Raw genomic sequence first — 24,491 nt, 5'->3', positions numbered from 1 at the left:
TACATTTTAAGCTGTCAAATAAAATTGATAAATTTCATTTCCAAATAAAAATCCTAGAATATTCTTATGCAAAAATTTTCCAAAGTAATTTTCAAATTTGAAATATTGTTAATTATATTCTTGTCATTTTCTAAAAATTATTCTCAATCAAATTTAGATTTTACAACTGATGAAATTGTTGTTTCTTCATCACTATATGAAGAAAATATTGATTCGGTAAATCAGTCAATTTCAATTTTGCATAGTAGTTCAATAAATACAAACAATCCGATGAACCTTGCGAGTGCGTTAGTTGGAACATCTGGAATTTGGATGCAGCAATCAAATCATGGAGCCGGTTCGCCGTTTGTACGCGGAATGACCGGAAATCAAACTTTAATTATGATTGACGGAATAAGGTTAAATAATTCTACTTTCAGATATGGACCTAATCAATATTTGAACACAATAAATTTGAACGAAATTGAAAGAGTTGAAATTTTACGCGGTTCCGGTTCTGTGCAATATGGAAGTGACGCACTTGGAGGCGTTGTTCACATTTTAACTAAATCTCCTAAAATTGGATTAGCCAATAAAATAAACGGCGGAATTCAGTTTAAATATTTATCCGGCAACATGGAAAAATCAACAAATACTTTTTTGAATTATTCGACAGAAAACAGCGGATACCAAGCAATGTTTTCGTTTAAGAATTTTGAAGATATTATTGCCGGTAACGGAATTGGAAAAGAATCACCTTCTTCTTATGATGAGTATTCATTCAATCTGAAAAATAATCATCTATTAAATGAAAATATTTTGCTTACTTATAGTTATCAATATTTCCGACAAAATGACGTTGATCGTTTTGATCAAGTTGATGAAAGAGGTTATGAGTATTATAAATTTGATCCGCAAATAAGACAATTAGCATATTTGAAAAGTGAAATTTTCTCAAAAAATAATTTGTATAAAAATGTGAGTTTTACATTTTCTTGGCAAAAATCCGATGAAGAAAGAAAAGTAAAAAAAATATCTGAACTTAAAAGTACAAATGAAAAAGATGTTATTGATACTTGGGGAGCTAATTTTCTAATACTTTCAGAACCGGTTGAAAAATTGAAAATAAATTCCGGAGTGGAATATTATTACGATTATATTAAAAGTAGTGCAACTATTTTCAATTTAGAAAATAATACAAATGAAGAAAAACGCGGTTTATATTCGGATGGAAGCAAGTTTCATAATTTATCTGTTTTTCTTCTTGCAAATTTTAAATTAAATGATTTTGATTTTGGATTTGGCGGAAGATATAATTTTGCTTATTTGGTAATTAACGATGAAGAATTTGGAAAACCTAAAATAAATCCCGATGCAATTACCGGACATTTCTCAATCTCATATAATTTTAATGAATTTATAAAAATTATTTCAAAAATTAATACTGCATATAGAATACCAAATATAAATGATGTAAGCACATTTGGTTTATTTGATTTCGGAATTGAAGTTCCTAATAATAATCTATCGCCGGAAACATCAATAAATTATGAAATCGGAGTTAAATTTAATCACACAAAAATTAAATCTTCAATTTTCCTTTTTAGAAATAATCTTTCCAATTTGATTGAAAGAGTAAAATCTTCTTATAACGGAAGTGAAATTTATAACGGCGAAACGGTTTACACAAAGGAAAATATTGGTGAAGCATATATTCAAGGTTTTGAATTTGATGTAAATTTAATTTTAGCGGATAATTTATTTTTAACAAATAATTTGACATACACTTACGGTCAAAATATTTCGGTAAACGAACCAATGCGAAGAATTCCTCCATTTAATGGGGCACTATCAATTTCATATTTAGTTTTTGAAAAACTTGGATTAAAAATGGAATATATTTTTGCTTCGGAGCAAGATAGATTATCATCCGGAGATTTAGATGATCATAGAATTGATAAAAATGGAACACCAAGCTGGTATATTCTTAATTTATTTTCAAATTGTAATTTAGGACAGTTTAATTTCGGTTTTGGAATAAATAATATTTTTGATGAAGCTTACAGAACACACGGAAGCGGAATTGATGGAATTGGACGAAGTTACCAATTGACCGGAAAATATTTTCTAAATCTATAAAATCTTAGAAATTTGTTGTACAAATCCTATCATTTATAAACTTCTAATTTATTTTAAGTTTTACGAAGTTTTAATTTCATTCATGAATAAAAAATTACAATTCTTAAAAATAAGAGTATATTAAATCCATTTCTAAAAATTAAGAGATAAGTTATGAAATTACATAGTATTGATACGAAATTGGACGAAATTGATAATCAAAAAATTGGCATAATTTTAGAAAACAAAACTCTTATATCGTTTTATAATCTAAAATAAAAAGAGATAAGGGATAAAATGGAAAGACAGAAAATAACAATAGACGGCAATGAAGCCGCTGCTTATGTTGCATATCATAACAGTGAGGTAATTGCTATATATCCAATTACACCATCTTCCGGAATGGGAGAAATGTCTGATGCTTGGGCAGCACAAGGTAAAAAGAATATTTGGGGAACAGTTCCTCTTGTTTCTGAATTACAAAGTGAAGGTGGAGCTTCCGGAGCAGTTCATGGGGCATTACAAAGTGGAGCTTTAACCACAACTTTTACGGCATCACAAGGTTTGCTTTTAATGATTCCAAATATGTATAAAATTGCCGGCGAATTAACTTCAACAGTATTTCATGTTTCTGCAAGATCGCTTGCCGCATCTGCATTATCAATTTTTGGTGATCACAGCGATGTTATGGCAACAAGACAAACCGGCTGGGCGTTGTTAGCTTCTGCGTCAATTCAAGAAATTATGGATTTTGCAGCAATTGCACACAGAGCTACTTTGGAATCACGAATTCCATTTATCCACTTTTTTGATGGTTTTAGATCTTCGCATGAAGTAAATAAAATTGAACAATTAACCGTTGCAGATATTAAAGCAATGATTGACGATAAATTAGTTAGAGAACATAGAAAAAGAGCATTAACTCCGGATAATCCGTTTATCAGAGGAACTGCTCAAAATCCGGATGTTTATTTTCAAGGAAGAGAAGCTGTAAATAAATTTTATGATGTTTGTCCGGATAAAGTTCAAAGTGCAATGGATAAGTTTGCAGAATTGACGGGACGTCAATATCACTTATTTGATTATTATGGTGCTCCCGATGCAAAAAGAGTAATTGTTATGATGGGTTCCGGAAGTGAAACCGCTCTTGAAGCAATTGATTATTTGACGACGAGAATGGAAGAGAAAATAGGTGTTTTAAAAGTTAGATTATACAGACCTTTTGCGATTGATAAATTTATTGATGTTCTTCCAAAAACTGTAGAAAAAATTGCTGTATTAGATAGAACAAAAGAACCGGGATCAATCGGTGAACCGTTATACCTTGATGTTGTTACTGCACTTATTGAAAATATGAATACGGCAAATCCGAAATTTGAAAAATTACCAAAAGTTGTCGGCGGAAGATATGGATTATCATCAAAAGAATTTACTCCGGCAATGGTTAAGGCAGTTTTTGATGAATTGAAAAAAGAGAATCCGAAAAATCATTTTACGGTTGGAATTAATGATGATGTAACATTTACAAGTTTAGAATATGATCCAAATTTTGTAACTGAAGGCGAAGATGTTGTAAGAGCATTATTCTACGGATTAGGTGCAGATGGAACAGTTGGTGCAAACAAAAATTCCATCAAAATTATTGGTGAAGAAACAGAAAATTATGCACAAGGATATTTTGTTTACGATTCGAAAAAATCCGGATCAACAACTGTATCGCATTTAAGATTTGGGAAGAAAGAAATTCATTCAACATATTTAATTCAAACCGCAAATTTCATCGGTGTTCATCAATTCAATTTATTAGAAAATTTTGATGTTTTGGAAAATATTGTTGACGGTGGAACTTTCTTGTTAAATAGTCCTTATTCAAAAGATGAAACATGGGATAAGCTTCCTCAAAGAATGCAGCAACAAATAATTGATAAAAAGTTGAATTTTTATGTAATTGATGGTTATGCAGTTGCAAAACAAACCGGAATGGGAGCAAGAATTAATACAATTATGCAGACATGCTTTTTCGCAATTTCCGGCGTTCTACCTAAAGATGAAGCTATTGCACAAATTAAATATGCAATTAAAAAAACATACGGCGGAAAAGGTGAAATAGTTGTAAATAAAAATTACGAAGCTGTTGATAGCACTTTGGCTCATTTACATAAAATTGAAATTCCTTCAGAAGTTACAAGCCAAATTATTTTACCTCCAATAGTTTCAGATAAAGCTCCGGCTTATGTTAAAGAAACTTTAGCAATGATGATGAAAGGAAAAGGCGATTTAATTCCGGTTAGCCAAATGCCGTTGGATGGAACTTTCCCATCGGCAACAACTCAATGGGAAAAAAGAAATATTGCATTAGAAGTTCCGGAATGGGATACAGAAGTTTGTATTCAGTGCGGAAAATGCGCAATGGTTTGTCCTCATGCAACTATTAGAATTAAAGCATATGATAAAGAACTCACAAATAATGCTCCGGAGACATTCAAATGGACGGAAGCAAGAGGAAAAGAATATGAAGGTTTAGCTTACACAATTCAAGTTGCAGTTGAAGATTGTACGGGTTGTTCACTTTGTGTTGATGTTTGTCCAGCAAAAAATAAAAGAGAAACCGGTAAAAAAGCAATTAACATGGTTCCGCAAATTCCATTACGAGAAAAAGAAAGAGCAAATTATGATTATTTCTTAAATATCCCGGAATTTGATAGAACTAAATTAAATGTTGGTTCAATAAAAGGAAGTCAATTATTGCAACCATTGTTTGAATATTCCGGCGCATGCTCCGGTTGTGGAGAAACTCCATACGTTAAATTAGTTTCACAATTGTTTGGTGATAGAGCAATTATTGCAAACGCAACAGGATGTTCATCAATATATGGTGGAAATTTACCAACAACTCCATGGGCAGTAAATCATGAAGGTAAAGGTCCAGCTTGGTCAAATTCTCTTTTTGAAGATAATGCTGAATTTGGATTTGGTATGAGACTTTCGATTGATAAACAAAAAGAATTTGCCGAAGAATTGTTAAAAGGTTTGGAAAATGCAGTTGGTCAAGAATTAGTAAATTCAATTCTTAATGCAGTTCAAAATTCCGAAGCCGATATTTATGAACAAAGACAAAGAGTTTCTGAATTAAAAGAAAAATTAAAAAATAATAATTCAGATGAAGCCCAAAATTTACTAATGGTTGCAGATTATTTAGTTAAAAAATCAGTTTGGATTATGGGCGGCGACGGATGGGCTTATGATATTGGTTATGGTGGTTTAGATCACGTTTTAGCACAAGGAAAGAATGTTAATATTTTAGTTCTTGATACGGAAGTTTATTCTAATACCGGCGGACAAATGTCGAAAGCTACAGGATTAGGTGCAGTTGCAAAATTTGCAGCAGCCGGAAGACCAAATCCTAAAAAAGATTTGGGAATGATGGCAATGGGTTATGGAAATGTTTATGTAGCTCAAATTGCAATGGGAGCAAATGATACACAAACTTTAAAAGCAATTCTTGAAGCTGAAGCATATGATGGTCCATCTTTAATTATTGCTTACAGTCACTGTATTGCACACGGTTACGATTTAGCAAAAGGCATGGAACATCAACAATTAGCAGTTGATAGTGGACATTGGCCATTATACAGATACAATCCAGAAAATGTGAAAGAAGGCAAAAATCCACTAAAACTTGATTCAAAGGCTCCAAAAATTAAACTGGAAGATTTTATTTACACTGAAACTAGATATAAAATGTTGCAAAAAATTGATCCGGAAAGAACTAAGTATTTACTTGGACTTGCTCAAGCAGAAGTTAATAAAAAATGGAATCATTACGAACAACTTGCTGCAATGGATTATTCAAATTCAAAACAAGAATAAAATAATGCCGCTATTTAGCGGCTTAATAAAAGTTTAATAAAATTTTGGAGAAAAAATGGATTTATCAACAAAATATATGGGATTAAAATTAAAGAATCCTATTGTACCATCAGCTTCGCCTTTATCTCAAACTGTTGATTCAGTTAAAGCAATGGAAGACGCCGGTGCAGCAGCAGTTGTAGTTTACTCACTTTTTGAAGAACAAATTACGCATGAGTCCGGTGAATTAGATCATTATTTAAACTACGGAACAGAAAGTTATGCAGAGGCAACTTCATATTATCCCGAGCAAGAAGAATACAATATGGGACCTTATGAATATTTAGATCATATTGCAAATTTAAAGAAAGCAACAGATATTCCAATTATTGGAAGTTTGAATGGTGTTAGCAGTGGCGGCTGGGTAAAGTATGCTAAAAATATTGAGCAAGCCGGAGCTGACGCCTTAGAATTAAATGTTTATTATATTCCGACAAATGTTAATCTTACCGGTTCCGAAATTGAAAATATGTACGTTGATACTTTGAAAGCTGTTAAAGAACAAATTAAAATTCCTGTAGCGATTAAATTAAGTCCGTTCTTTACATCAATGTCAAATATGGCGCGAAGATTAGATAATGCCGGAGCCGATGCTTTAGTAATGTTTAACAGATTTTATCAGCCGGATTTTAATTTGGAAAAGTTAGAAGTATTTCCAAATCTTGTATTAAGCACAAATTGGGAAATGAGACTTCCTCTAAGATGGATTGCAATTTTATACAGCAACATAAAAGCAAGTATGGCTGCAACAACCGGAATTCATAATTACAAAGATGTATTAAAAGTTATGATGGCGGGCGGCGATGTATCGATGATGTGTTCTGAATTATTAATGAATGGAGTTGGTAGAATTACTGATATTCTTTCCGAATTAAAAGTTTGGATGGAAGAAAACGAATATTCTTCAATCGATATGATGAAAGGAAGTATGAGTCAGAAAGCTGTTAATGAACCTGCCGCATTTGAAAGAGCTAACTATATGAAAGCTCTGCAATCATACAGAACAAATCTTATTTAATTTCGTAATTTTCTATGAATTAAAAGCCATCTCAAAAGGATGGCTTTTTTTTACTTTGTAAGTATTGGAATTATAAATAACTGTCAAAATTATGAATTATTTAATTTAAAGTAGTAATTCCAAAAAATGTGAAAAGTGAAATGTAAAACGTGAAAAATAGAATTAAAATTGTAGAGACGGGATATATCCCGGCTGTACGTTAAGTGATTTATGATATTCTTGTCAAAGAAGTTGCTACTTTGGTAAACCAAAACCAAAAACCCAGAAATTATGAAGTTGAATTTGATGGAAGCAATTTACCGAGTGGAGTGTATTTCTACAAATTACAATCTGGTGATTTTATTGAAACAAAAAAGATGTTATTAATCAAATAATTTAAATTATATTTAATGTAATAATAATTTTAAGGAATCAATATTATGAATGTGGGTTCCTATAAATATTCAATTGTTTTTTACCTTTTTCTCATTTCTTCATTTCATTTTCAGAATTTTAATAAACCAATTACTATTGTCCAAGATTTTCAAGTAAATGAAAATGGAGGTTACAATTATTCAAGTCAAACAGATCCTAAAATAGCGTCCGATTGCGAAGGAAACTTTGTTGTTGTTTGGGAAGATGATAGAAATGCAGTGAAGGAGATTTATTTTCAATATTTTTCTAATTCAGCTATTCCAATTAAACAAAATATAAAAATTGTAGATAATACTTCCTCCTATACTATAGGCAAATTTCCAAATGTTATAATGTTAAACGATGGTAGCTTTATAATAATTTGGTTTCAACCGAATTATCAAAATTATGAAATTTGTTTTAATCATTATTCAAAAGAACTTGAGCAAATTGGAAATACAATAAAATTTGAAATTGGTAATTTGTATAGTGCTGAGTCTCAAATATTTATGAATGAATCGGGAAAAATCTTAATAGCTTGGATGGAATATAATGCAGATGAAAGTAAAAGTATTTTTGCTCAAATGTTTTCTTCAGATTTTACAGCTATTGGAAAAAGAATACTTCTTAAAAATGAAACAGAAAATCTATACATTGAATCTTTTTCAATTTCATTAGATAATCTTAATAATTTTATTTTTGCTTGGAAAGAATGGAAAAGTGGAACACCAAAATTATTAATTCAAAGATTTTCAGAATTAGGTGAAAAGATTGGAATAGAAGTTAATGTAATTGATAACAATGCAGTTAATTCTAATCCATGTGATGTTACCATTGCAAATGATAGTAGCGGTAATTTCATTACAGCTTGGTCTGACTTCAGAAATTCTATTTACTCAGTTGATGTTTATGCACAAAGATTCAATAAAGAAGGTGAAAAAATAGGAAACAACTTTAAGATAAATACAAGTGATTCTTATGGTTCGTATCCTAATGAAATTTATTACTCAGATTTCAATGAATATTTAATTACTTGGTATCAACATTCTGAAGACTTTAAAAAAAATGTTTGGTATCAACGTTTAGATGAAAATGGAAATTTAATAGGAAATAATATTAAAGTAAATTCCATCCAAGATAGCACACATGATATTATGCCTACAATTACATCTGATTGTTTAGGAAATTGCTTTGTAGCTTGGGTTAAAGAAGAAAATTTAAGCGGACATTATAATTTTGATGTTTATTGTAAAAGTTTTGATGTTAATAATAAACAACTATGTGAAGAAATTAAAGTAAATGATGATGATGGAATTCCAGTTGCAGAACAATTCTCGCCGGATATTGAAGTGAGCCAAAATGGAAATTTTATTATTTGTTGGCTTGATTTTAGAAATAATTCTAAATGCGAAATTTATGCACAAAGATTTTTAAATGATGGAAGTTTTATTGGGAGTAATTTTAAAGTAAGTAATAAACAAATTTATAATTATTCCTCTCCGAAAATATCAATTACTCCTAATGAAAATTTTGTAATAGTTTGGATCCAAGATCATTTCTCACAAAATCCAAATGATTTTCCCAAATCACAAATTGTCGGGCAATTTTATAATTCTAAAGGTGAAGCAATTGATTCAAATATTATTCTTTCAGAACTTCTTTTGAATTATCAAAACGATATCGGTGTAATTTCTGCTAATGGTTTGGAAAATTATATTATATCATGGAGTACAGCTGACGATTCTACAAATAATATAAAAATTTATTTTCAACTTTTTTCAAATAGTGGAATTGCACAATCTGATAAAATATTATTGGATGATGATATTAATTTTGAAAATCAAATTGTACCTTCAATTTCTGTTTTTCCTAATAATAATTTTATAATTAGTTGGCTTGCTTTTGACAAAAATGATAGTACTGAAACTTTGTTTGCTCAAATATTTTCTGCAGATTGTAATCGAATTGGTGAAAAGTATAATATCTCACGAAGTGACAAAAGTTTATATATTTTCGGCAATAAAGTTTCTGTAAACTCTGATGGAAGTTTTAAAATTTATTGGGTAGAATCAGACGCAATAAACAAGAAGAAGTATCTTAAATTCCAAAAGTTTACAAATGAAGGAAATATTCAAGACTCAGTTAAAACTTTAGAAGTAGATGATAGTATTTTTGAGCCAAATGCGACTGATGAAAATGGGAATTTTATAATTTTAGATTTACAAGAAATTGATTTACATAATTACATTTACTATGCGCAACGTTTTGATAATGATGGAAATAAACTTAACTCAAATTTCAAACTTCTTAATCATGAAAATACAACAGCTGGAGGGTTTAATATTGAGATAAAAAATAGCAGAATTTATTCAACTTGGACTGAAAGTCAAAATGATAATGATAGTGATGTTTGGGCAAATATTTTAGATTGGAATAATCCGACTTCAATAAAAACAGAAGAAAGTTCAGTTTTACCTTTAAAATCAGAACTATCACAAAACTATCCTAATCCGTTTAACCCAACAACAAAAATTAAATATACAATTCCTAAGTATATGAAAAGTGAAACGTCAAAAGTAAAATTAGTAGTTTTAGATATACTTGGAAGAGAGGTTAAAACATTGGTAAACGCAAACCAAAAACCCGGTAATTATGAAGTTGAATTTGATGGAAGGAATTTACCGAGTGGAGTGTATTTCTACAAATTGCAATCCGATGATTTTATTGATACAAAAAAAATGATATTACTAAAATAGATAAAATATTATTGACCACTTTTAAAAAGCTCTTCTAAAATGAAGAGCTTTTTTATTTTAAATTATGTTTTTATGAAAATACTTAATTATATTTACTCAAATTTGAAATTCTCAAATCATTAAATTCTTTAGGTGATATATGAAAAAAATTGGAATTCTTTTTGGCCAAGAAAATACTTTTCCACAAGCATTTGTTGATAGAGTAAATTCAAAAAAAGAGAAGGGAATTGTTGCGGAATTAGCAAAAATTAATGTTGTTGAACAAGGTAAACCAACTCAATATGATGTTCTAATTGATAGAATTTCGCAGGATATTCCTTTCTATAGAGCATATTTAAAAAATGCTGCATTAACCGGAACTGCCGTAATTAACAATCCGTTTTGGTGGAGCGCGGATGATAAATTTTTCAATAATGCAATTGCAACAAAAATTGGAGTTAATGTTCCCAAAACCGTAATACTTCCTTCCAATCAACATCCACCGGATACAAATGCTAATTCAATGAGAAATTTAGCTTATCCATTAGATTGGAATTACATTTTTGATTATGTGGGATTTCCGGCTTTCTTTAAACCATTTGCCGGCGGCGGATGGAAAAATGTTTATAATCCCAAAGATATAAATGAGTTTTTTAGAGATTATCACGAAACCGGAACTTTAGTAATGTTGCTGCAAGAAGCAATTGATTTTACTGAATATTTTAGATGTTATTGTTTGGATAGAAGAGATGTAAGAATTATGCAGTATGATCCTAAACAGCCGCATCATTTGAGATACGTGCAAAATCCAAAACCTATAGAAAGCAAATTATTAAAAACAATTGAAGAGGATGTTTTAAAAATTAATAACGCATTAGGTTATGATTTTAACACTGTTGAATTTGCTGTGAGAGATGGAATTCCTTATGCAATTGATTTTGGAAATCCCGCACCGGATGCAGATATAAATTCTGTTGGTGAAGAAAATTTTGAATGGGTAGTTGAAGCTGCGGCAAATATGGCAATTAGAAAAGCGAAAAATCATAAAAAGGGAAAAAATAATTTAACTTGGGGAGATTTCGTTACAGCGTTTACATCAAATGAAAAATTAACTTCAAATAAGAAGAAAAAATAATTGAGGCAATTATGCTTTCTGATAAAACTTTTACATTAGGAATTGAAGAAGAATTTCAAATTGTTGATCCGGAAACCAGAGAATTAAGATCAAGAATTGAGCAAATTTTAAGCGGCGGAACAATTCATCTTAGAGAAAAAATTAAAGCTGAACTTCATCAATCGGTTGTTGAAACGGGATCAAAAATCTGCACAAATATTAAAGAAGCCCGACAAGAAGTTGTTCATTTGCGTTCGCAATTAGCAATGCTTGCAGAGAAAGAAAAATTAAAAATTGCCGCTTCTGGAACACATCCATTTTCAAGATGGGAAGATCAAGAAATTACTGATCAGCCAAGATATGCCGGAGTTGTGCAAGATATGCAGCAAGTTGCGAGAGCAAATTTAATTTTTGGTCTTCATGTTCATATCGGTATTGATGATAAAGAACTGGCTATTCATATAATGAATGCAGCGAGATATTTTCTACCGCATATTTTTGCTTTATCAACAAACTCACCATTTTGGAAAGGTAGAAATACCGGATTAAAATCATATCGTGCAAAAATATTTGATAGATTTCCGCGCACTGGGATTCCGGATTATTTTGCAAGTCATGGGGAATTTCAATCATTTGTAAATATGCTTATTAAAACAAAATGTGTTGAAGATGCGAGTAAAATTTGGTGGGATATTCGTCCACATCCAAAATATCCAACATTGGAATTTAGAGTCTGCGATTTGCCGATGACAGTTGACGAAACCGTTGCGCTTGCAGCTTTGTGTCAAGCTGTTGTTGCAAAATTGTACAAGTTAATAAAACAAAATTTAGGATTTAGACTTTATAGAAGATTGTACATTAATGAAAATAAATGGCGTGCCGCAAGATACGGTATTAGCGGAAAATTAATCGATTTTGGAAAACAAGCTGAAATTGAAACTCCGTTGTTAATTGAAGAACTTTTGGAATTTATTGATGATGTTGTTGATGTTTTAGATAGTCGCGAAGAAGTAAACTATGTAAGGGAAATTTTGAAAAACGGAACCGGAGCCGATAAACAAATTGCTGTATGGGATCAAACGCAAAATTTAAATTCAGTTGTTGATTTAGTAATTTCTGAAACTTACAAAGGATTGAGTTATTAAAATATGATTGCAGAAATTAGAGAAAAATATATTTCGTTATTTGATGATAAAACTTATGAAAAAATTATTCAAAAAATTAATGAAGAAACTAATAATAGATTGGATTTCAGAATCTCCGAAACACCTTTGTTTATTGATGAAAACTTACGCGATAAATTAATTTTTGCCGGTGAAGATATTTTAAATCAAATTCAGAAAAATGAATTTCTTGAAAAATCTAAAAATGCTGTCCCGCAAAAATATTTTGTCCCAAATGAAGATGATCATCCAATATTTTTACAGATTGATTTCGGAATTACAAAAAATTCAAATGGTGATTTTATACCGCAATTAATTGAGCTTCAAGGATTTCCATCACTTTATGCGTATCAAATTTTTCTCGATCAAAAATTAAGAGAACATTTTTACATACCGAAAAATTTCACAACTTATTATAATTCATTTGATTTTAATTCTTATGTAGATTTATTTAAAAAAACTTTAATTGGAAATTCTAATCCGGAAAATGTTATACTTTTAGAGATTGAACCCGATAAACAAAAAACGAGAATTGATTTTTACTTAACCGAAAAATATGCAGATGTTGAATCGGTTTGCATTACAGAAATAATTAAAAAGGGAAGTAAGCTTTTTTATAAAAAAAATGGAATTGAAATTCCGATTGAACGAATTTACAACAGAGTTATTTTTGATGAATTAGAAAAAAAGAATTTAATTTTTAATTTTGATTTTAGAGATGAATTAAATGTTATTTGGGTTGGTCACCCAAATTGGTTTTACAGAATTAGTAAATTCAGTTTGCCGGAAATTAAAAGCAAATATTCTCCGCAAAGTTTTTATTTAAATGAATTAGAAAATTATCCAAGTGATTTGGAAAATTATGTTTTAAAACCATTGTTTTCTTTTGCCGGTTCCGGAGTTGTAATTGATATAACTAAAGAAATTTTAGATTCAATAAATGATAAACAAAATTTTATTCTTCAGAAAAAAGTAGATTATTTTCCGTTAATTAAAACTCCCGAAGGAAATGCAAAAGCAGAAATTAGAATGATGTACATTTGGAATGAAAAACCAATCTTGGTGAACAATTTACTTCGTACAAGTAAAGGTAAAATGATGGGAGTTGATTTCAATAAAAACCAAACGTGGATTGGCTCAAATACGGTTTATCATCCTATTTAATTTTAACAAAAAAGATGCGGACTTTTTAAAAGATCAAATCTTAAATAATTCAGAAAACTATTTAACTAATCCTGACGGAATCCCATCTGGAAATAATTTATTAATTTCAGTATTAATTTGTGAAATTCTATTTGATGGATTTGGATGTGTACTAAAAAATTCAGCTTGACTTGAGCCGCCAGAAGCTTCTTCAAGAATTTTCATAACACCAATTAACGCCGTTGGATCATAACCGGAATTCGACATAAAGTTTACTCCAATTTTATCGGATTCAAGTTCATCTTCTCTACCATATTTCATATTTACTAATTGTGCAATATACGCAGCGGCTTGCGCAGAACTGCCTGATGGATCGCTGGCAATTAAAACTCCGTTTAAAATTCCTTGAGTTAAATTAGATTTTGCCATTTGTTGTGCAGAATGACGCGCTACAACATGACCGATTTCATGTCCTAAAACTCCAGCTAATTGTGCTTCAGTTTCCAATCTTCCAAAAAGTGCGGCAGTAATAAAAATTTGTCCGCCCGGAAGCGCAAAAGCATTTACGGTTTGTCTATCATTTAATAAATGAAATTCATATTGATACTCAGTTTCAGCAGCTTTGGAATTTCTTACTAAACTCATTCCAATTCTATCCACAATATCTTGATACTGCTGATTTGGATAAAGTCCGCCATATTGTTCAATCATTTGCGGAGCGGCTTGTAAACCTAACGCAATTTCTTGTTTTGGTGTCATTCCAATATATTGTTCTTCGCCGGTAACGGGATTATATTCTTTTGAACTAAGAAATGAAATAAGTGAAAATCCGATGAAAACTAACGCAATAATTAATCTTGATTTTCCAAAACTTCTTGAATTTCCAGTTCCGCCAATCATAATAAACTCCAAATTAATTTATTCAGCTGGTTCAAATTCTTCCACTTCCAAAAGTTCATAAACTCCGCCGGAAACTGCTCCAAAAAGAATATGTGTAAGGACAAAAGGCCAGCTTCCTAAAACAAAAAACCATGGGAAAAAATAACTAAGTGAATAAAAATTTATTAAATAAATTGCCAAACCAAAAACGGCACCGCCAATTATTCCGGTTGCTAATCCATATTTATGAAATACGAATGCAATTAAAAGTGTAAATAATTCCGATAAAATTAAATTTGTAATAATACTTACAATTAACGCAGTTAAATCAAAGGTTGCAGGAGGCGCTAAAATTGATTCACCTAAAAAGATTGAAGCAAACAAACGAACAATTACCCACATATTTCCACCGAGTAAAAACGGGACCAGAAAAAGATTCAAAAATAAAAAAATAAAACTTGCAACCAATCCAGCCCAAAGAGCAGCTTTCCAATCCATTACTTGCTTCATTTTTTTGTTCATAAAAATCCCAATAATTTTTCTTAAAGTTAACTAACATTTTATAAAATTGCAAAATGTGAAAATTCAACAATATATTTGAAAATAAATAAAAGAAGTTTCTAAAAACGAATTATTATAAAAAACTTCAAATTATAGAATTAACAATTTGTATCAGTTAAAAATTTATTAAATTTCAAAGTTTAATTTAATTAGATATTAATATATTATTTTAGAAAAATAGATAAAGGCAAAAAAAATGAAAGAAAAGAAAAATGAACCAACAAATTCAGTTGGAGGATTAAAACAAATTCGCGAAATAATTTTTGGCGAATATTTAGATAATCTTCAAAATCAAATTAATCAATTGCGCGAAGAAAATAAAAGCTTAAAACAGCAATTAGTTCAGCACGATAAAAATATCGAAAAATCTTCAACTCAAATAACTGATTTATTTTCTAAAAGTAAAACTGCAGATACATCTGTTCAAAAAGCTAACGATGATTTAGATAAAATTAAAACTGAACTCGAAAATAAAATTAAAGATTTGAAACAATCCAAAATTGATAAAAACCAAATTGGTCAAGTATTTATTGAGTGGGGAATGAAAGTTAAACAAGAAGAACAGTAGGTAATTTAAAAATGGTTTTTGATGAAGAAAAATCTTTAGAAATTCTGAAACAAATTTTCGTTTCCGAACAAAATAAAAAGTTGGAAGATTTAGAAAAAGAATTTTCTGATTTTCGGTTTCTTATAAAAGATAAAGAATATCAAATTTCTACTTTGTACCCAATTCTTAATGATTTAATTGATAGAAAAATAATTGCTTCTAAAAGTGAATTAGTACAATCGCTTTATCCGGTTGTTGGTCCCGCAATTAAAAAGCAAGTTACCGAATCAAAAGAAGATATAATTGATGCTCTGTATCCAATTATTGGTTCAACAATTACAAAATCAATTTCCGAAAAAATTAAGGAAATTTATCAAGCACTAAATCAGAAAATTGAAGCGTCTTTACAAAAAGGAATTTTTTCTAAATTTGTAAAATCTAAAATTTCCGGCGTTTCAACTTCCGATTTAATTTTGCAAGACGTTTTTCCGTTTGAAATAAAAGAAATTTTTCTAATTCATGAAAATTCGGGAATTTTAATTTCGCACATTTCTTCTTTGAAATTTCAGAAAAGTGTAGATGCAGATTTAATCAGCGGAATGCTTACGGCAATTAAAAATTTTGTGGCTGATTCATTCAAATCCGATTCCGGAAATCAGAATCTTTATGAAATTCAGTACGGCGATTCAAAAATAATTTTGGAAAGAGGAAGATATTCATATTTAGCTGCGGTTATTTTGGGACAAGAACCAGTTTCTATTCATTCTAAACTAAATGAATTAAATACGGAAATTCATAAAAAGTATCATAAAAATCTTAGAGAATTTGATGGAGATATTAAACCATTTAAGGAATTTGATAATTCACTAAGCGAATTAATAATTTCTGTGCAAAATGAAAATCTTCCCAAAGAAATTGAAAAGCCAAAGCCGCTTGTACTTTATGCATTTGGAATTTTATTGCTTTTTATTTTAATGATTATTGGAATTTTCACTTTACCAAAATATTTTAGAGAAAAATCAATTTCTGATATGTTGACTGAGAAATTCAATACTTTAAACAAAACTGATGTAGAAAATTTAACTTGGGAAGTTGAAAACAGAAATTTAAATATCGGCGGAACAATTCCATCTTTTTCCGTAAAAAATAAAATTGATAGTTTAATTTCTTCAATTCCGGAAATAGAAAAAGTAAATAATAATTTGGGAATAATTTTACCGATTGTTGCGCAAAAAGAAATTTCGGATAAAATTAAAAATATTCTTTCCAAATCAAATTATGCAGAAAATAGAAATTTAAATTTTGCTATTGATAAAGATGAAATAACTCTTTCCGGTGAAGTTTTAACAATTGAAGAAAAATTAAAATTAGGTTTTGAAATTTCACAAATTGCCGGAATAAGAATTTTAATAAATAATCTTGAAGTTTTAGAAAATTTAAATTTGAGCGAATCCGAAGCAATAAATAATTTAAATCAAACAGTAATTAATTTTGGTGTTAATCAAACTAGGCTTACAAAAACACACACAAAATTATTAGAACCGATAATTCCATTTTTGAGAAAATATCAAAACTATAAAGTTGAAGTAATTGGAATTTTAGATAAAACCGGAAACAAAGAAATAAATCTTAAAAAATCGAATGAAAGAATTGAAAATGTAATCAACTTTTTAACTTCGCAGGGAATTTCAAAAAATATTTTCATAACGAAAAATTCCGAATCTGATAAATATGTAAGAAGTGTTGAATTTAAAGTTAATCATTCGAGGTAATTTTTGCCGGTTCGGGTTAATACAAAAAAGAAAATTTGTTTATTAGGTTCTTACGGAGTTGGAAAAACATCTCTTGTCCGCCGTTTTGTTTACAATAAATATGAAGAAAAATATCTTTCCACAATTGGCGTTCACATCAGCAGAAAAACTGTTCACTTAAACGAAAGTGAAATTAATAAATTTGAAAAGGAAATAGATCTTTTTATTTGGGATATTGCAAATATTGAAAAGTTTGATTCGGTTACAAAAAGTTATATTAACGGAGCTCACGGAGCTGTAATTGTAACAGATATTTCTCGACCCAATACAATAGCTCAATCACTAAATTATGCTAAAATCTTTTTAGAGCTGAATTCCAAAGCAAAAATTATTTTTGTTGGGAATAAATATGATTTATTAGAAAATATTCATTTAGATGAAGAAAAATATATCTCGAATTTTAAATTTTACAAAACGCATTTTTCATTTGTAAGCGCAAAAACCGGAGAAAATGTAGAAGAGATTTTTAATATGCTTGGTGAAAAATTATCAGAGGAATTATAATCTTGATAAATTTTTATAACCAGCTTTTGAATGAAAAAAATATTGGTTTTGCAATTTGTGATAATAATCTAAAACTTATTGAAAAAAGTGAAAACCTTCACTCACTTCTGCAATTTGAAAATATAAATTTAGAACAATCAATTTTTGATATTTTCCCCGAATTTTTTGGCTCTGAAAAAGAAATTTACGAGGTTCAATCAGGTAAAAAGACAAAACTTACAATTGAAAAAGTTAATAAATTTAATAAATATGGTGAAATTAAATATTTAGATTTTACAATAATTTCATCAAAAGAAAATAAAAATGATATTATTGTAATTGTATCAGATTCAACCTCGGAATCTTCACTTCAACAGCAAATTAAACAGCAGCAAAACGAAATAAAAATTCTTAGAGAAAGTTTAACAAACTTTAAAAAAGATTCAATAAATAACATTCTTGGCAAATCCGAAGTTATAAATTCTGTTAAAAAATTTATTAAAAAAGTTGCAACCGTAAAAGATACTTCAATTTTGTTAACCGGAGAAAGCGGAACCGGAAAAACTTTAATTGCCAGAGTAATTCACAATTTATCATTTAATAATGAAGCTCCGTTTGTAGAAATAAATTGTGCTACAATTCCGGACGCATTATTGGAATCTGAAATTTTTGGTCACGTAAAAGGCGCATTTACAAACGCCGTGGAAAATAAAAAAGGACTAATAGAAGAAGCAAATGGCGGAACTTTATTTTTGGATGAAATTGGTGAACTTCCGATCTCGCTTCAGCCAAAACTTCTTACTTTTTTGGAAACAAAAAAATTCAGACCGGTTGGTTCCACGAAAGAAAATCAAGTTAATACAAGAATAATTACAGCTACAAATCGCGATTTGAAAAAAGCCGTAAATGAAAAAGAATTTAGAGAAGATTTATTTTATAGAATAAATGTAATCTCGTTAGAAATTCCGGCTTTGCGCGAAAGAAATGAAGATATATTAATTTTAGCACAATATTTTATTAGACATTTTTCTAATGAATTCTGTAAAGCAAATATTTCGTTAACAAAAAATGCCGAAGAAAAAATTTTACATCACACTTGGCCAGGAAATATTAGAGAATTAAAAAATGTTATTGAAAGGGCAATGATATTTTGTGAAAAACCAACAATTGATTATGATGATGTTTTCATATTTGAAACCGTGCAGAGTTTGCAAAGTAAACTTGATTTCAATATTCCAAATGAAGGAATTTCACTTATTGATTTAGAAAAAAAATACTTGGAAAATGCATTAAAAAAAGCCGAAGGAAATCAATCAAAAGCAGCAAAATTGCTAAAACTCTCTTTAGATACTTTTCGATATAGAATTAAAAAACATAACATTTCGTAATTTGTAATTTCATTCATTAAAACTAACAAAAGTAACATTCGTTATTTCACCAAATTCTGTTCCCGATATTGGTTATTTGACCAAATCATAAATTACATCTCATCAAAAAAATACCAAAATGCTACCATTTAATCTGTTTTTAAAATAAAAATATTTGGCATTGTTATTGATTTATTATAGAAAATATTTATAAATAATGATGTTTTAATGTGACTGAATAAATTTGGAGAACTCCCCCTTTTCTTCAAAGTTAGAATGTCACAAAGTAGGGAATTAGGCAACTAGTTCCCTATGACTTTAAACTCAAAATACGGAAATACCTTTATGGAAGATTTTATAAGTTCACTTAAGTATTTAGCACTAATTATTCTTTTATATTTTTTAAGCACAATTGTTTCGTTAATAAAAATCATAGCTTAATTTCAAAAAAAAATGCTAAAAAGTTTTGGCAGATAGGAAATAAAAATGATTGGTGATATAAAAATAATTGATGAAATTAAACATTTTGACGAAGCAAGCGCTAAAATATTATCAATTATTTCACACGAAATTAGAGGATCATTTAACATTATTAATGGGATAAGTAATCTAATTTTACGAGATAATATTATTAAAGATCCGGATGTTCGTGAACTGATTTTATTAATTCAATCTACTTCTACAAAAAGTTTTGATTTACTTGATAAACTTTTACAATTATCTAATTTGGATTCAGATATTTTTATAACTGATAAAAAAAATATAAGTATTAATAATATTATTAAAGAGATAATTGAATTTTACAAGTTTCAAATTAATCAGAAAAAACTTTCTATTATCCTTGATTTGGACAATAATGCGGAAATTAGAATAAATGAAAGTATGATGATTTTTATTATCAGAAATTTACTTTCTAATGCGATAAAATTTTCAAACATTAATGGTAAAATTGAAATTTCATATAAGTGGAAAAATAATTTCTTTGAGTTAAGTGTTAAAGATTATGGAATTGGAATGAACCGCAAAAAAATTGAAGAAATAAATGAGAATATTTATCAAGTTAGTTTTGATGGAACAATAGGAGAAAAGGGTTCTGGGATGGGTTTAAATCTTTGCCGTCATTTTATCAAACAGTACAACGGAAATCTTGAAATTGAAAGTAGTTTAGGAAAGGGAAGTAATATTATTGTTACTTTGCCGGTATAAATTCATATTAAAAAAGAAAAAGGGAATAAAAATTCCCTTTTTGTACCGAAGGCCGGACTCGAACCGGCACCTATTTGCATAGACTAGATTTTGAGTCTAGCGCGTCTACCAATTTCGCCACTTCGGCGTAAAATAAAGTGTAAATTTAATAAAGTTGAACTCCTCAAACAACAGTTTTTATAAATTTAATTTTTCTTTAATAAAAAGAACTTGAATAATTTATAAAATAATAGTTATTTTTATTTAGATATAAACCTCCATAAATTATTTTAAACTAAAAGCGGGGAAATTATATGTATGCAAGAATGACAACATTTTACCTACATGTTAAATCTATGGAACATGCAACCAAAGTATATCAAGAAAGTATTATTCCGGCTGCAAAAAATCAACCAGGCTTTTTAAGAGCATTTTTCCTAACAAATAGCAATGCGGGGAAATTTGTCGCAATAACTATTTGGGATAATATTGAACATGCTCTCGCAAATCAAAAATCCGGTTATTATCAAGCTCAAATTGATAAGTTTAATGATTTTATGATTGATAAACCAGACGTTGAAGGATTTTCAGTAGGGGCTATGTCGTTTTAAAAATTAGTATAAAAAAACTGTATTTTTTGATAGAATTTCTAACTGATTGTAAATAAATAAGTTAATGAAACTACTGTGTTGCAATGCTATAATGCAGTAGTATACTTTTTATTTAGAAATTATTTTAGACCAAGTATCCTTTAAAGTTACTGTTCTATTAAAAACTAAATTTTCATTTTTGGAATATTTATCTACACAAAAATAACCATTTCTTTCAAATTGATAATTTTCACCAACTTTGGCAGAAATTAAACTTGGTTCAATTTTACAATTTTTCAAAATTGTTAATGAATTTGGATTCAAAAATTCTACAAAATCTTTTTCCTTATCTTCTTCGGGAAATTCAACGCTAAAAAGTCTGTCATAAAGTCGTACTTCTGCATCAATCGCATGTTTAACAGAAACCCAATGAATTGTACCTTTCACTTTTTTTTCACTTTTTCCGCTTCCGCTTTTTGTATCTTCATCAAAAGTACAATGAATTTCTAAAATATTACCATTTTCATCTTTTATCACTTTTTCACATTTAATTATATAAGCATATCGTAACCTTACTTCTTGTCCGGGAGAAAGTCTGTGAAACTTTTTATGCGGAAATTCTTGAAAATCTTCTTGCTCAATATAAAGTTCTCTTGAAAAAGGAACTTTTCTTGTTCCCATTTTTTCATCTTGAGGATTATTAACTGCATCTAATTCTTCAACTAAATTTTCATTATAATTTGTAATTACAATTTTTAAAGGATTTAAAACTGCCATAACTCTTGGTGCGGTTTCGTTTAAATCTTCACGCAAACTGTATTCAAGCAAAGAAATATCAATTACTCCGTCTCTTTTTGCAATGCCAACTCTTTCGGCAAAATTTCTTATGGATTTTGGTGTAAAACCGCGTCTTCTAAAACCGGAAATAGTTGGCATTCTTGGATCATCCCAACCGTTTACTAAATTTTCTTGAACTAATCTTAGTAATTTTCGTTTACTCATTACAGTATAATTAAGATTTAATCTTGCAAACTCAATTTGTTGAGGATGATGAATTCCTAATTTCTCAATAAACCAATCGTATAATGGTCGGTGATTTTCAAATTCCAAAGTACAGATTGAATGTGTAATTCCTTCAATTGAATCAGATTGACCGTGAGCCCAATCGTACATTGGATAAATGCACCACTTATTTTCTGTTCTGTGATGATATGCGTGTCGAATTCTGTACATAATTGGATCCCGCATATTCATATTTGGTGAACTCATATCAATTTTTGCACGCAAAATATGTTCGCCATCTTTAAATTCTCCGACTCTCATTCGTTCAAACAAATCCAAATTTTCTTCAACTGGACGATTTCTAAATTTGCTTAATTTTCCCGGTTCAGTTGGAGTTCCGCGTTCATCTTTTATTTCTTCCAAAGTTGAAGAATCAACATAAGCTAATCCATCTATAATCAATTTTACCGCAAATTCGTAAAGCTGCTCAAAATAATCTGATGCGTAAAGTTCAGTTCCTTCCCATTGAAAACCCAGCCATTTTATATCTTCTTTTATCGATTCAACATATTCAACATCTTCTTTAGTCGGATTTGTATCATCAAAACGTAAATTTGTTTTTCCGTTATACTCTTTTCCCAAACCAAAATTTAAACAGATGGATTTTGCGTGACCAATATGTAAATATCCATTTGGCTCCGGAGGAAAACGTGTAAAAACTTTTCCGCCATTTTTGTTTTCCTTCAAATCATTATCAATTATTTCTTGAATAAAATTTCTCGGTACTTTTTTCTCATCTTCCATAATTATCACAAATTAAATTATTTATAAATATTTAGGAATTTCTAAAATTCCTTTATCAATTCTGGTTATAACTTCTTCTTTGCCGATAATATACAATAAATCAAAAACTCCGGGACCAATTCCAACTCCGGAAACCGCTAATCTAATTGGATGAATTAATTTCCCGGCACCAACATTATTTTGTTCAGCAATTTTATGTAAAATATTCTCATAATCTTGTTTATTAGGATTTTCAATTTTTACTAATTCTTCAGAAAATTCTTTCAACAATTTTTCTGAATCTTCTTTCCATCTTTTTTTAACTATTGCTTCATCATAAGTTTTTGGCGATTCATAAAAATAAGTGCAACTGTTTATAAAATCTTTAACAAATTCTACGCGTTCTTTCATCGCGTCAATAATTGCAAAAAGTTTGAAATCGGAAATTTGAATATTTGCAAAATTTGAGTTCTGCAATTCAATCTTAAACAAACCTAACAATTCATCATTACTTTTATTTCTCAAATGTTGACCGTTAAGCCAATTTAGTTTTTCAATATTAAAAACTGCGCCGGATTTATTTACTCGATCTAAAGAAAATTTTTCAATCATTTCATCGATTAAATAAAATTCTTTATCGTCACCAAAATTCCAGCCAAGCAAAGCAACAAAATTAATTAATGCTTCTTTCAAGTAACCTTTATCTCTGTAATCTTCAACTGCAACATCACCTTGACGTTTACTTAATTTACTTTTATCCGGATTCAACAAAAGGGGAAGATGAGCAAATTGCGGAAGTTCCCACCCAAAATGTTGATAAAGTAAAACATGTTTTGGTGTTGATGAAAGCCATTCCTCACCGCGAATTACATGAGAAATTTCCATCAAATGATCATCAACAACATTTGCCAAATGATATGTTGGAAATCCGTCACTCTTTATTAAAATTTGATCATCAATTGTATCAGAATTAAACTCAACAATTCCTCTAACAATATCCGAAAATTTTACGGATTGATTTGGTTCAACATTTAATCGTATAACTTTAGGAATTCCGCTTTCCAATTTTTGTTTAATTTCTTCTTTAGATAAATGCAGACAATGTTGATCATATTTTGCTTGAGGAAGTTTTAACTTTTGCTGCTCTTCTTTTAATGCTGAAAGTCTTTCCGGAGTGCAAAAACAATAATATGATTTTTTTTCATCAATCAATTTTTGAACTTGCGCTGAATAAATTTCTAATCTCTGCGATTGAAAATATGGGCCAAAATTTCCGCCAACTTCCGGACCTTCATCATAATTTAATCCAACCCAATTTAGTGAATTTATTAATTTTTCAACTGCTCCTTCAACGTAACGAGATTGATCCGTATCTTCAATTCTTAAAATAAACTTTCCATTATTTTTTTTTGCAAAAAGATAATTGTAAAGTGCAGTTCTTAATCCTCCAACGTGTAAATATCCTGTTGGACTTGGTGCAAATCTAACTCTTATTTCTTTATTCATTTGTTTAATTAATAAAATTTTGGATTGAAATATAAGAATTTTTTGTGGATTTCTTTGAATTGAATTTCAGCAAAAATTAAGGATTGTTTATAAAAGAGTCTTCTGAAATATTCAAAATGTCATTCCCGTGAAAACGGGAATCTATTGAATTCTCTGGATTCCCACTTTCGTGAGAATGAGAAGTACCTTTAATTTTCCAGAAGTT

Annotated in this window: 18 protein-coding genes and 1 tRNA gene; 14 read left to right on the top strand and 5 right to left on the bottom strand. The window is 29.4% G+C overall.

Annotation, left to right across the window (positions count from 1 at the left end; all coding sequences use genetic code 11):
* Window positions 1-66: 66 nt before the first annotated feature.
* The 8 genes from IPH62_16595 to IPH62_16560 all read left to right on the top strand — a co-directional run bounded on the left by IPH62_16595 (window position 67) and on the right by IPH62_16560 (window position 13,593).
* Entirely contained in the window at window positions 67-2,118 is a 2,052-nt protein-coding gene (locus IPH62_16595; protein ID MBK7106892.1) for a TonB-dependent receptor, read from the top strand.
* Window positions 2,119-2,394: 276 nt separating this feature from the next.
* Window positions 2,395-5,967, top strand: coding sequence for a pyruvate:ferredoxin (flavodoxin) oxidoreductase (gene nifJ / locus IPH62_16590; GenBank protein ID MBK7106891.1), 3,573 nt, complete (start codon window positions 2,395-2,397; stop codon window positions 5,965-5,967).
* 55 nt (window positions 5,968-6,022) lie between these two features.
* Window positions 6,023-7,024, top strand: coding sequence for a dihydroorotate dehydrogenase-like protein (locus tag IPH62_16585; GenBank protein ID MBK7106890.1), 1,002 nt, complete (start codon window positions 6,023-6,025; stop codon window positions 7,022-7,024).
* A gap of 203 nt (window positions 7,025-7,227) precedes the next feature.
* On the top strand, window positions 7,228-7,398 hold the full coding sequence (locus IPH62_16580; GenBank protein ID MBK7106889.1) for a T9SS type A sorting domain-containing protein: 171 nt from the start codon (window positions 7,228-7,230) through the stop codon (window positions 7,396-7,398).
* 1,173 nt (window positions 7,399-8,571) lie between these two features.
* Entirely contained in the window at window positions 8,572-10,173 is a 1,602-nt protein-coding gene (locus tag IPH62_16575; GenBank protein MBK7106888.1) for a T9SS type A sorting domain-containing protein, read from the top strand.
* A gap of 139 nt (window positions 10,174-10,312) precedes the next feature.
* Complete coding sequence (locus IPH62_16570) at window positions 10,313-11,287, top strand: hypothetical protein (protein MBK7106887.1); 975 nt, start codon at window positions 10,313-10,315, stop codon at window positions 11,285-11,287.
* 11 nt (window positions 11,288-11,298) lie between these two features.
* Window positions 11,299-12,411, top strand: a complete 1,113-nt coding sequence (locus tag IPH62_16565) for a carboxylate-amine ligase (GenBank protein ID MBK7106886.1) — start codon at window positions 11,299-11,301, stop codon at window positions 12,409-12,411.
* 3 nt (window positions 12,412-12,414) lie between these two features.
* Window positions 12,415-13,593, top strand: coding sequence for a hypothetical protein (locus IPH62_16560; GenBank protein MBK7106885.1), 1,179 nt, complete (start codon window positions 12,415-12,417; stop codon window positions 13,591-13,593).
* Between the two features lie 57 nt (window positions 13,594-13,650).
* Here IPH62_16560 and IPH62_16555 read toward each other — a convergent pair whose 3' ends face one another.
* Both IPH62_16555 and IPH62_16550 read right to left on the bottom strand, forming a co-directional pair.
* Window positions 13,651-14,472 (bottom strand): M48 family metalloprotease, encoded by an 822-nt coding sequence (locus IPH62_16555; protein MBK7106884.1) that lies wholly within the window; start codon window positions 14,470-14,472, stop codon window positions 13,651-13,653.
* Window positions 14,473-14,490: 18 nt separating this feature from the next.
* Window positions 14,491-14,973, bottom strand: coding sequence for a hypothetical protein (locus tag IPH62_16550; GenBank protein ID MBK7106883.1), 483 nt, complete (start codon window positions 14,971-14,973; stop codon window positions 14,491-14,493).
* A 235-nt stretch (window positions 14,974-15,208) separates the two neighbouring features.
* Between IPH62_16550 and IPH62_16545 the strand changes: the two genes are divergently transcribed.
* From IPH62_16545 to IPH62_16525, 5 genes are all read left to right on the top strand, one after another.
* Window positions 15,209-15,580: a hypothetical protein gene (locus tag IPH62_16545; protein MBK7106882.1), complete on the top strand. Its 372-nt coding sequence runs from the start codon at window positions 15,209-15,211 to the stop codon at window positions 15,578-15,580.
* Between the two features lie 11 nt (window positions 15,581-15,591).
* Window positions 15,592-17,331, top strand: coding sequence for an OmpA family protein (locus IPH62_16540; protein ID MBK7106881.1), 1,740 nt, complete (start codon window positions 15,592-15,594; stop codon window positions 17,329-17,331).
* 3 nt (window positions 17,332-17,334) lie between these two features.
* Window positions 17,335-17,874, top strand: a complete 540-nt coding sequence (locus tag IPH62_16535; GenBank protein ID MBK7106880.1) for a GTP-binding protein — start codon at window positions 17,335-17,337, stop codon at window positions 17,872-17,874.
* A gap of 2 nt (window positions 17,875-17,876) precedes the next feature.
* Entirely contained in the window at window positions 17,877-19,241 is a 1,365-nt protein-coding gene (locus IPH62_16530; GenBank protein ID MBK7106879.1) for a sigma-54-dependent Fis family transcriptional regulator, read from the top strand.
* Between the two features lie 465 nt (window positions 19,242-19,706).
* Complete coding sequence (locus IPH62_16525; GenBank protein MBK7106878.1) at window positions 19,707-20,426, top strand: HAMP domain-containing histidine kinase; 720 nt, start codon at window positions 19,707-19,709, stop codon at window positions 20,424-20,426.
* A gap of 43 nt (window positions 20,427-20,469) precedes the next feature.
* On the opposite strand, the gene IPH62_16520 is transcribed toward IPH62_16525, so the two are convergent.
* Window positions 20,470-20,553, bottom strand: a tRNA-Leu gene (locus IPH62_16520).
* Window positions 20,554-20,719: 166 nt separating this feature from the next.
* On the opposite strand from IPH62_16520, the gene IPH62_16515 reads away from it, so the two are divergent.
* Entirely contained in the window at window positions 20,720-21,016 is a 297-nt protein-coding gene (locus IPH62_16515; protein ID MBK7106877.1) for an antibiotic biosynthesis monooxygenase, read from the top strand.
* Window positions 21,017-21,124: 108 nt separating this feature from the next.
* Here the strand turns inward: IPH62_16515 and IPH62_16510 are convergent, their stop codons facing one another.
* Together IPH62_16510 and IPH62_16505 are read right to left on the bottom strand one after the other, a co-directional pair.
* Window positions 21,125-22,801, bottom strand: coding sequence for a glutamine--tRNA ligase/YqeY domain fusion protein (locus IPH62_16510; protein MBK7106876.1), 1,677 nt, complete (start codon window positions 22,799-22,801; stop codon window positions 21,125-21,127).
* A gap of 21 nt (window positions 22,802-22,822) precedes the next feature.
* Window positions 22,823-24,286: a glutamate--tRNA ligase gene (locus IPH62_16505; protein MBK7106875.1), complete on the bottom strand. Its 1,464-nt coding sequence runs from the start codon at window positions 24,284-24,286 to the stop codon at window positions 22,823-22,825.
* Between the last annotated feature and the right edge of the window lie 205 nt (window positions 24,287-24,491).

It is taken from the genome of Ignavibacteriota bacterium (genome assembly GCA_016708125.1).
GTDB lineage: Bacteria > Bacteroidota > Ignavibacteria > Ignavibacteriales > Melioribacteraceae.
The sequence above is the reverse complement of the archived record's forward strand: the minus strand, read 5'-3'. Positions and strand labels throughout refer to the sequence as shown.

What these genes read in the sequence shown, in the direction of transcription:
- IPH62_16595 (MBK7106892.1), top strand. Translation starts at nt 67, where the DNA reads ATGCAAAAATTTTCCAAAGTAATTTTCAAATTTGAAATATTGTTAATT.
- nifJ (MBK7106891.1), top strand. Translation starts at nt 2,395, where the DNA reads ATGGAAAGACAGAAAATAACAATAGACGGCAATGAAGCCGCTGCTTAT.
- IPH62_16585 (MBK7106890.1), top strand. Translation starts at nt 6,023, where the DNA reads ATGGATTTATCAACAAAATATATGGGATTAAAATTAAAGAATCCTATT.
- IPH62_16575 (MBK7106888.1), top strand. Translation starts at nt 8,572, where the DNA reads ATGCCTACAATTACATCTGATTGTTTAGGAAATTGCTTTGTAGCTTGG.
- IPH62_16570 (MBK7106887.1), top strand. Translation starts at nt 10,313, where the DNA reads ATGAAAAAAATTGGAATTCTTTTTGGCCAAGAAAATACTTTTCCACAA.
- IPH62_16565 (MBK7106886.1), top strand. Translation starts at nt 11,299, where the DNA reads ATGCTTTCTGATAAAACTTTTACATTAGGAATTGAAGAAGAATTTCAA.
- IPH62_16560 (MBK7106885.1), top strand. Translation starts at nt 12,415, where the DNA reads ATGATTGCAGAAATTAGAGAAAAATATATTTCGTTATTTGATGATAAA.
- IPH62_16555 (MBK7106884.1), bottom strand. Translation starts at nt 14,472, where the DNA reads ATGATTGGCGGAACTGGAAATTCAAGAAGTTTTGGAAAATCAAGATTA.
- IPH62_16550 (MBK7106883.1), bottom strand. Translation starts at nt 14,973, where the DNA reads ATGAACAAAAAAATGAAGCAAGTAATGGATTGGAAAGCTGCTCTTTGG.
- IPH62_16545 (MBK7106882.1), top strand. Translation starts at nt 15,209, where the DNA reads ATGAAAGAAAAGAAAAATGAACCAACAAATTCAGTTGGAGGATTAAAA.
- IPH62_16540 (MBK7106881.1), top strand. Translation starts at nt 15,592, where the DNA reads ATGGTTTTTGATGAAGAAAAATCTTTAGAAATTCTGAAACAAATTTTC.
- IPH62_16525 (MBK7106878.1), top strand. Translation starts at nt 19,707, where the DNA reads ATGATTGGTGATATAAAAATAATTGATGAAATTAAACATTTTGACGAA.
- IPH62_16515 (MBK7106877.1), top strand. Translation starts at nt 20,720, where the DNA reads ATGTATGCAAGAATGACAACATTTTACCTACATGTTAAATCTATGGAA.
- IPH62_16510 (MBK7106876.1), bottom strand. Translation starts at nt 22,801, where the DNA reads ATGGAAGATGAGAAAAAAGTACCGAGAAATTTTATTCAAGAAATAATT.
- IPH62_16505 (MBK7106875.1), bottom strand. Translation starts at nt 24,286, where the DNA reads ATGAATAAAGAAATAAGAGTTAGATTTGCACCAAGTCCAACAGGATAT.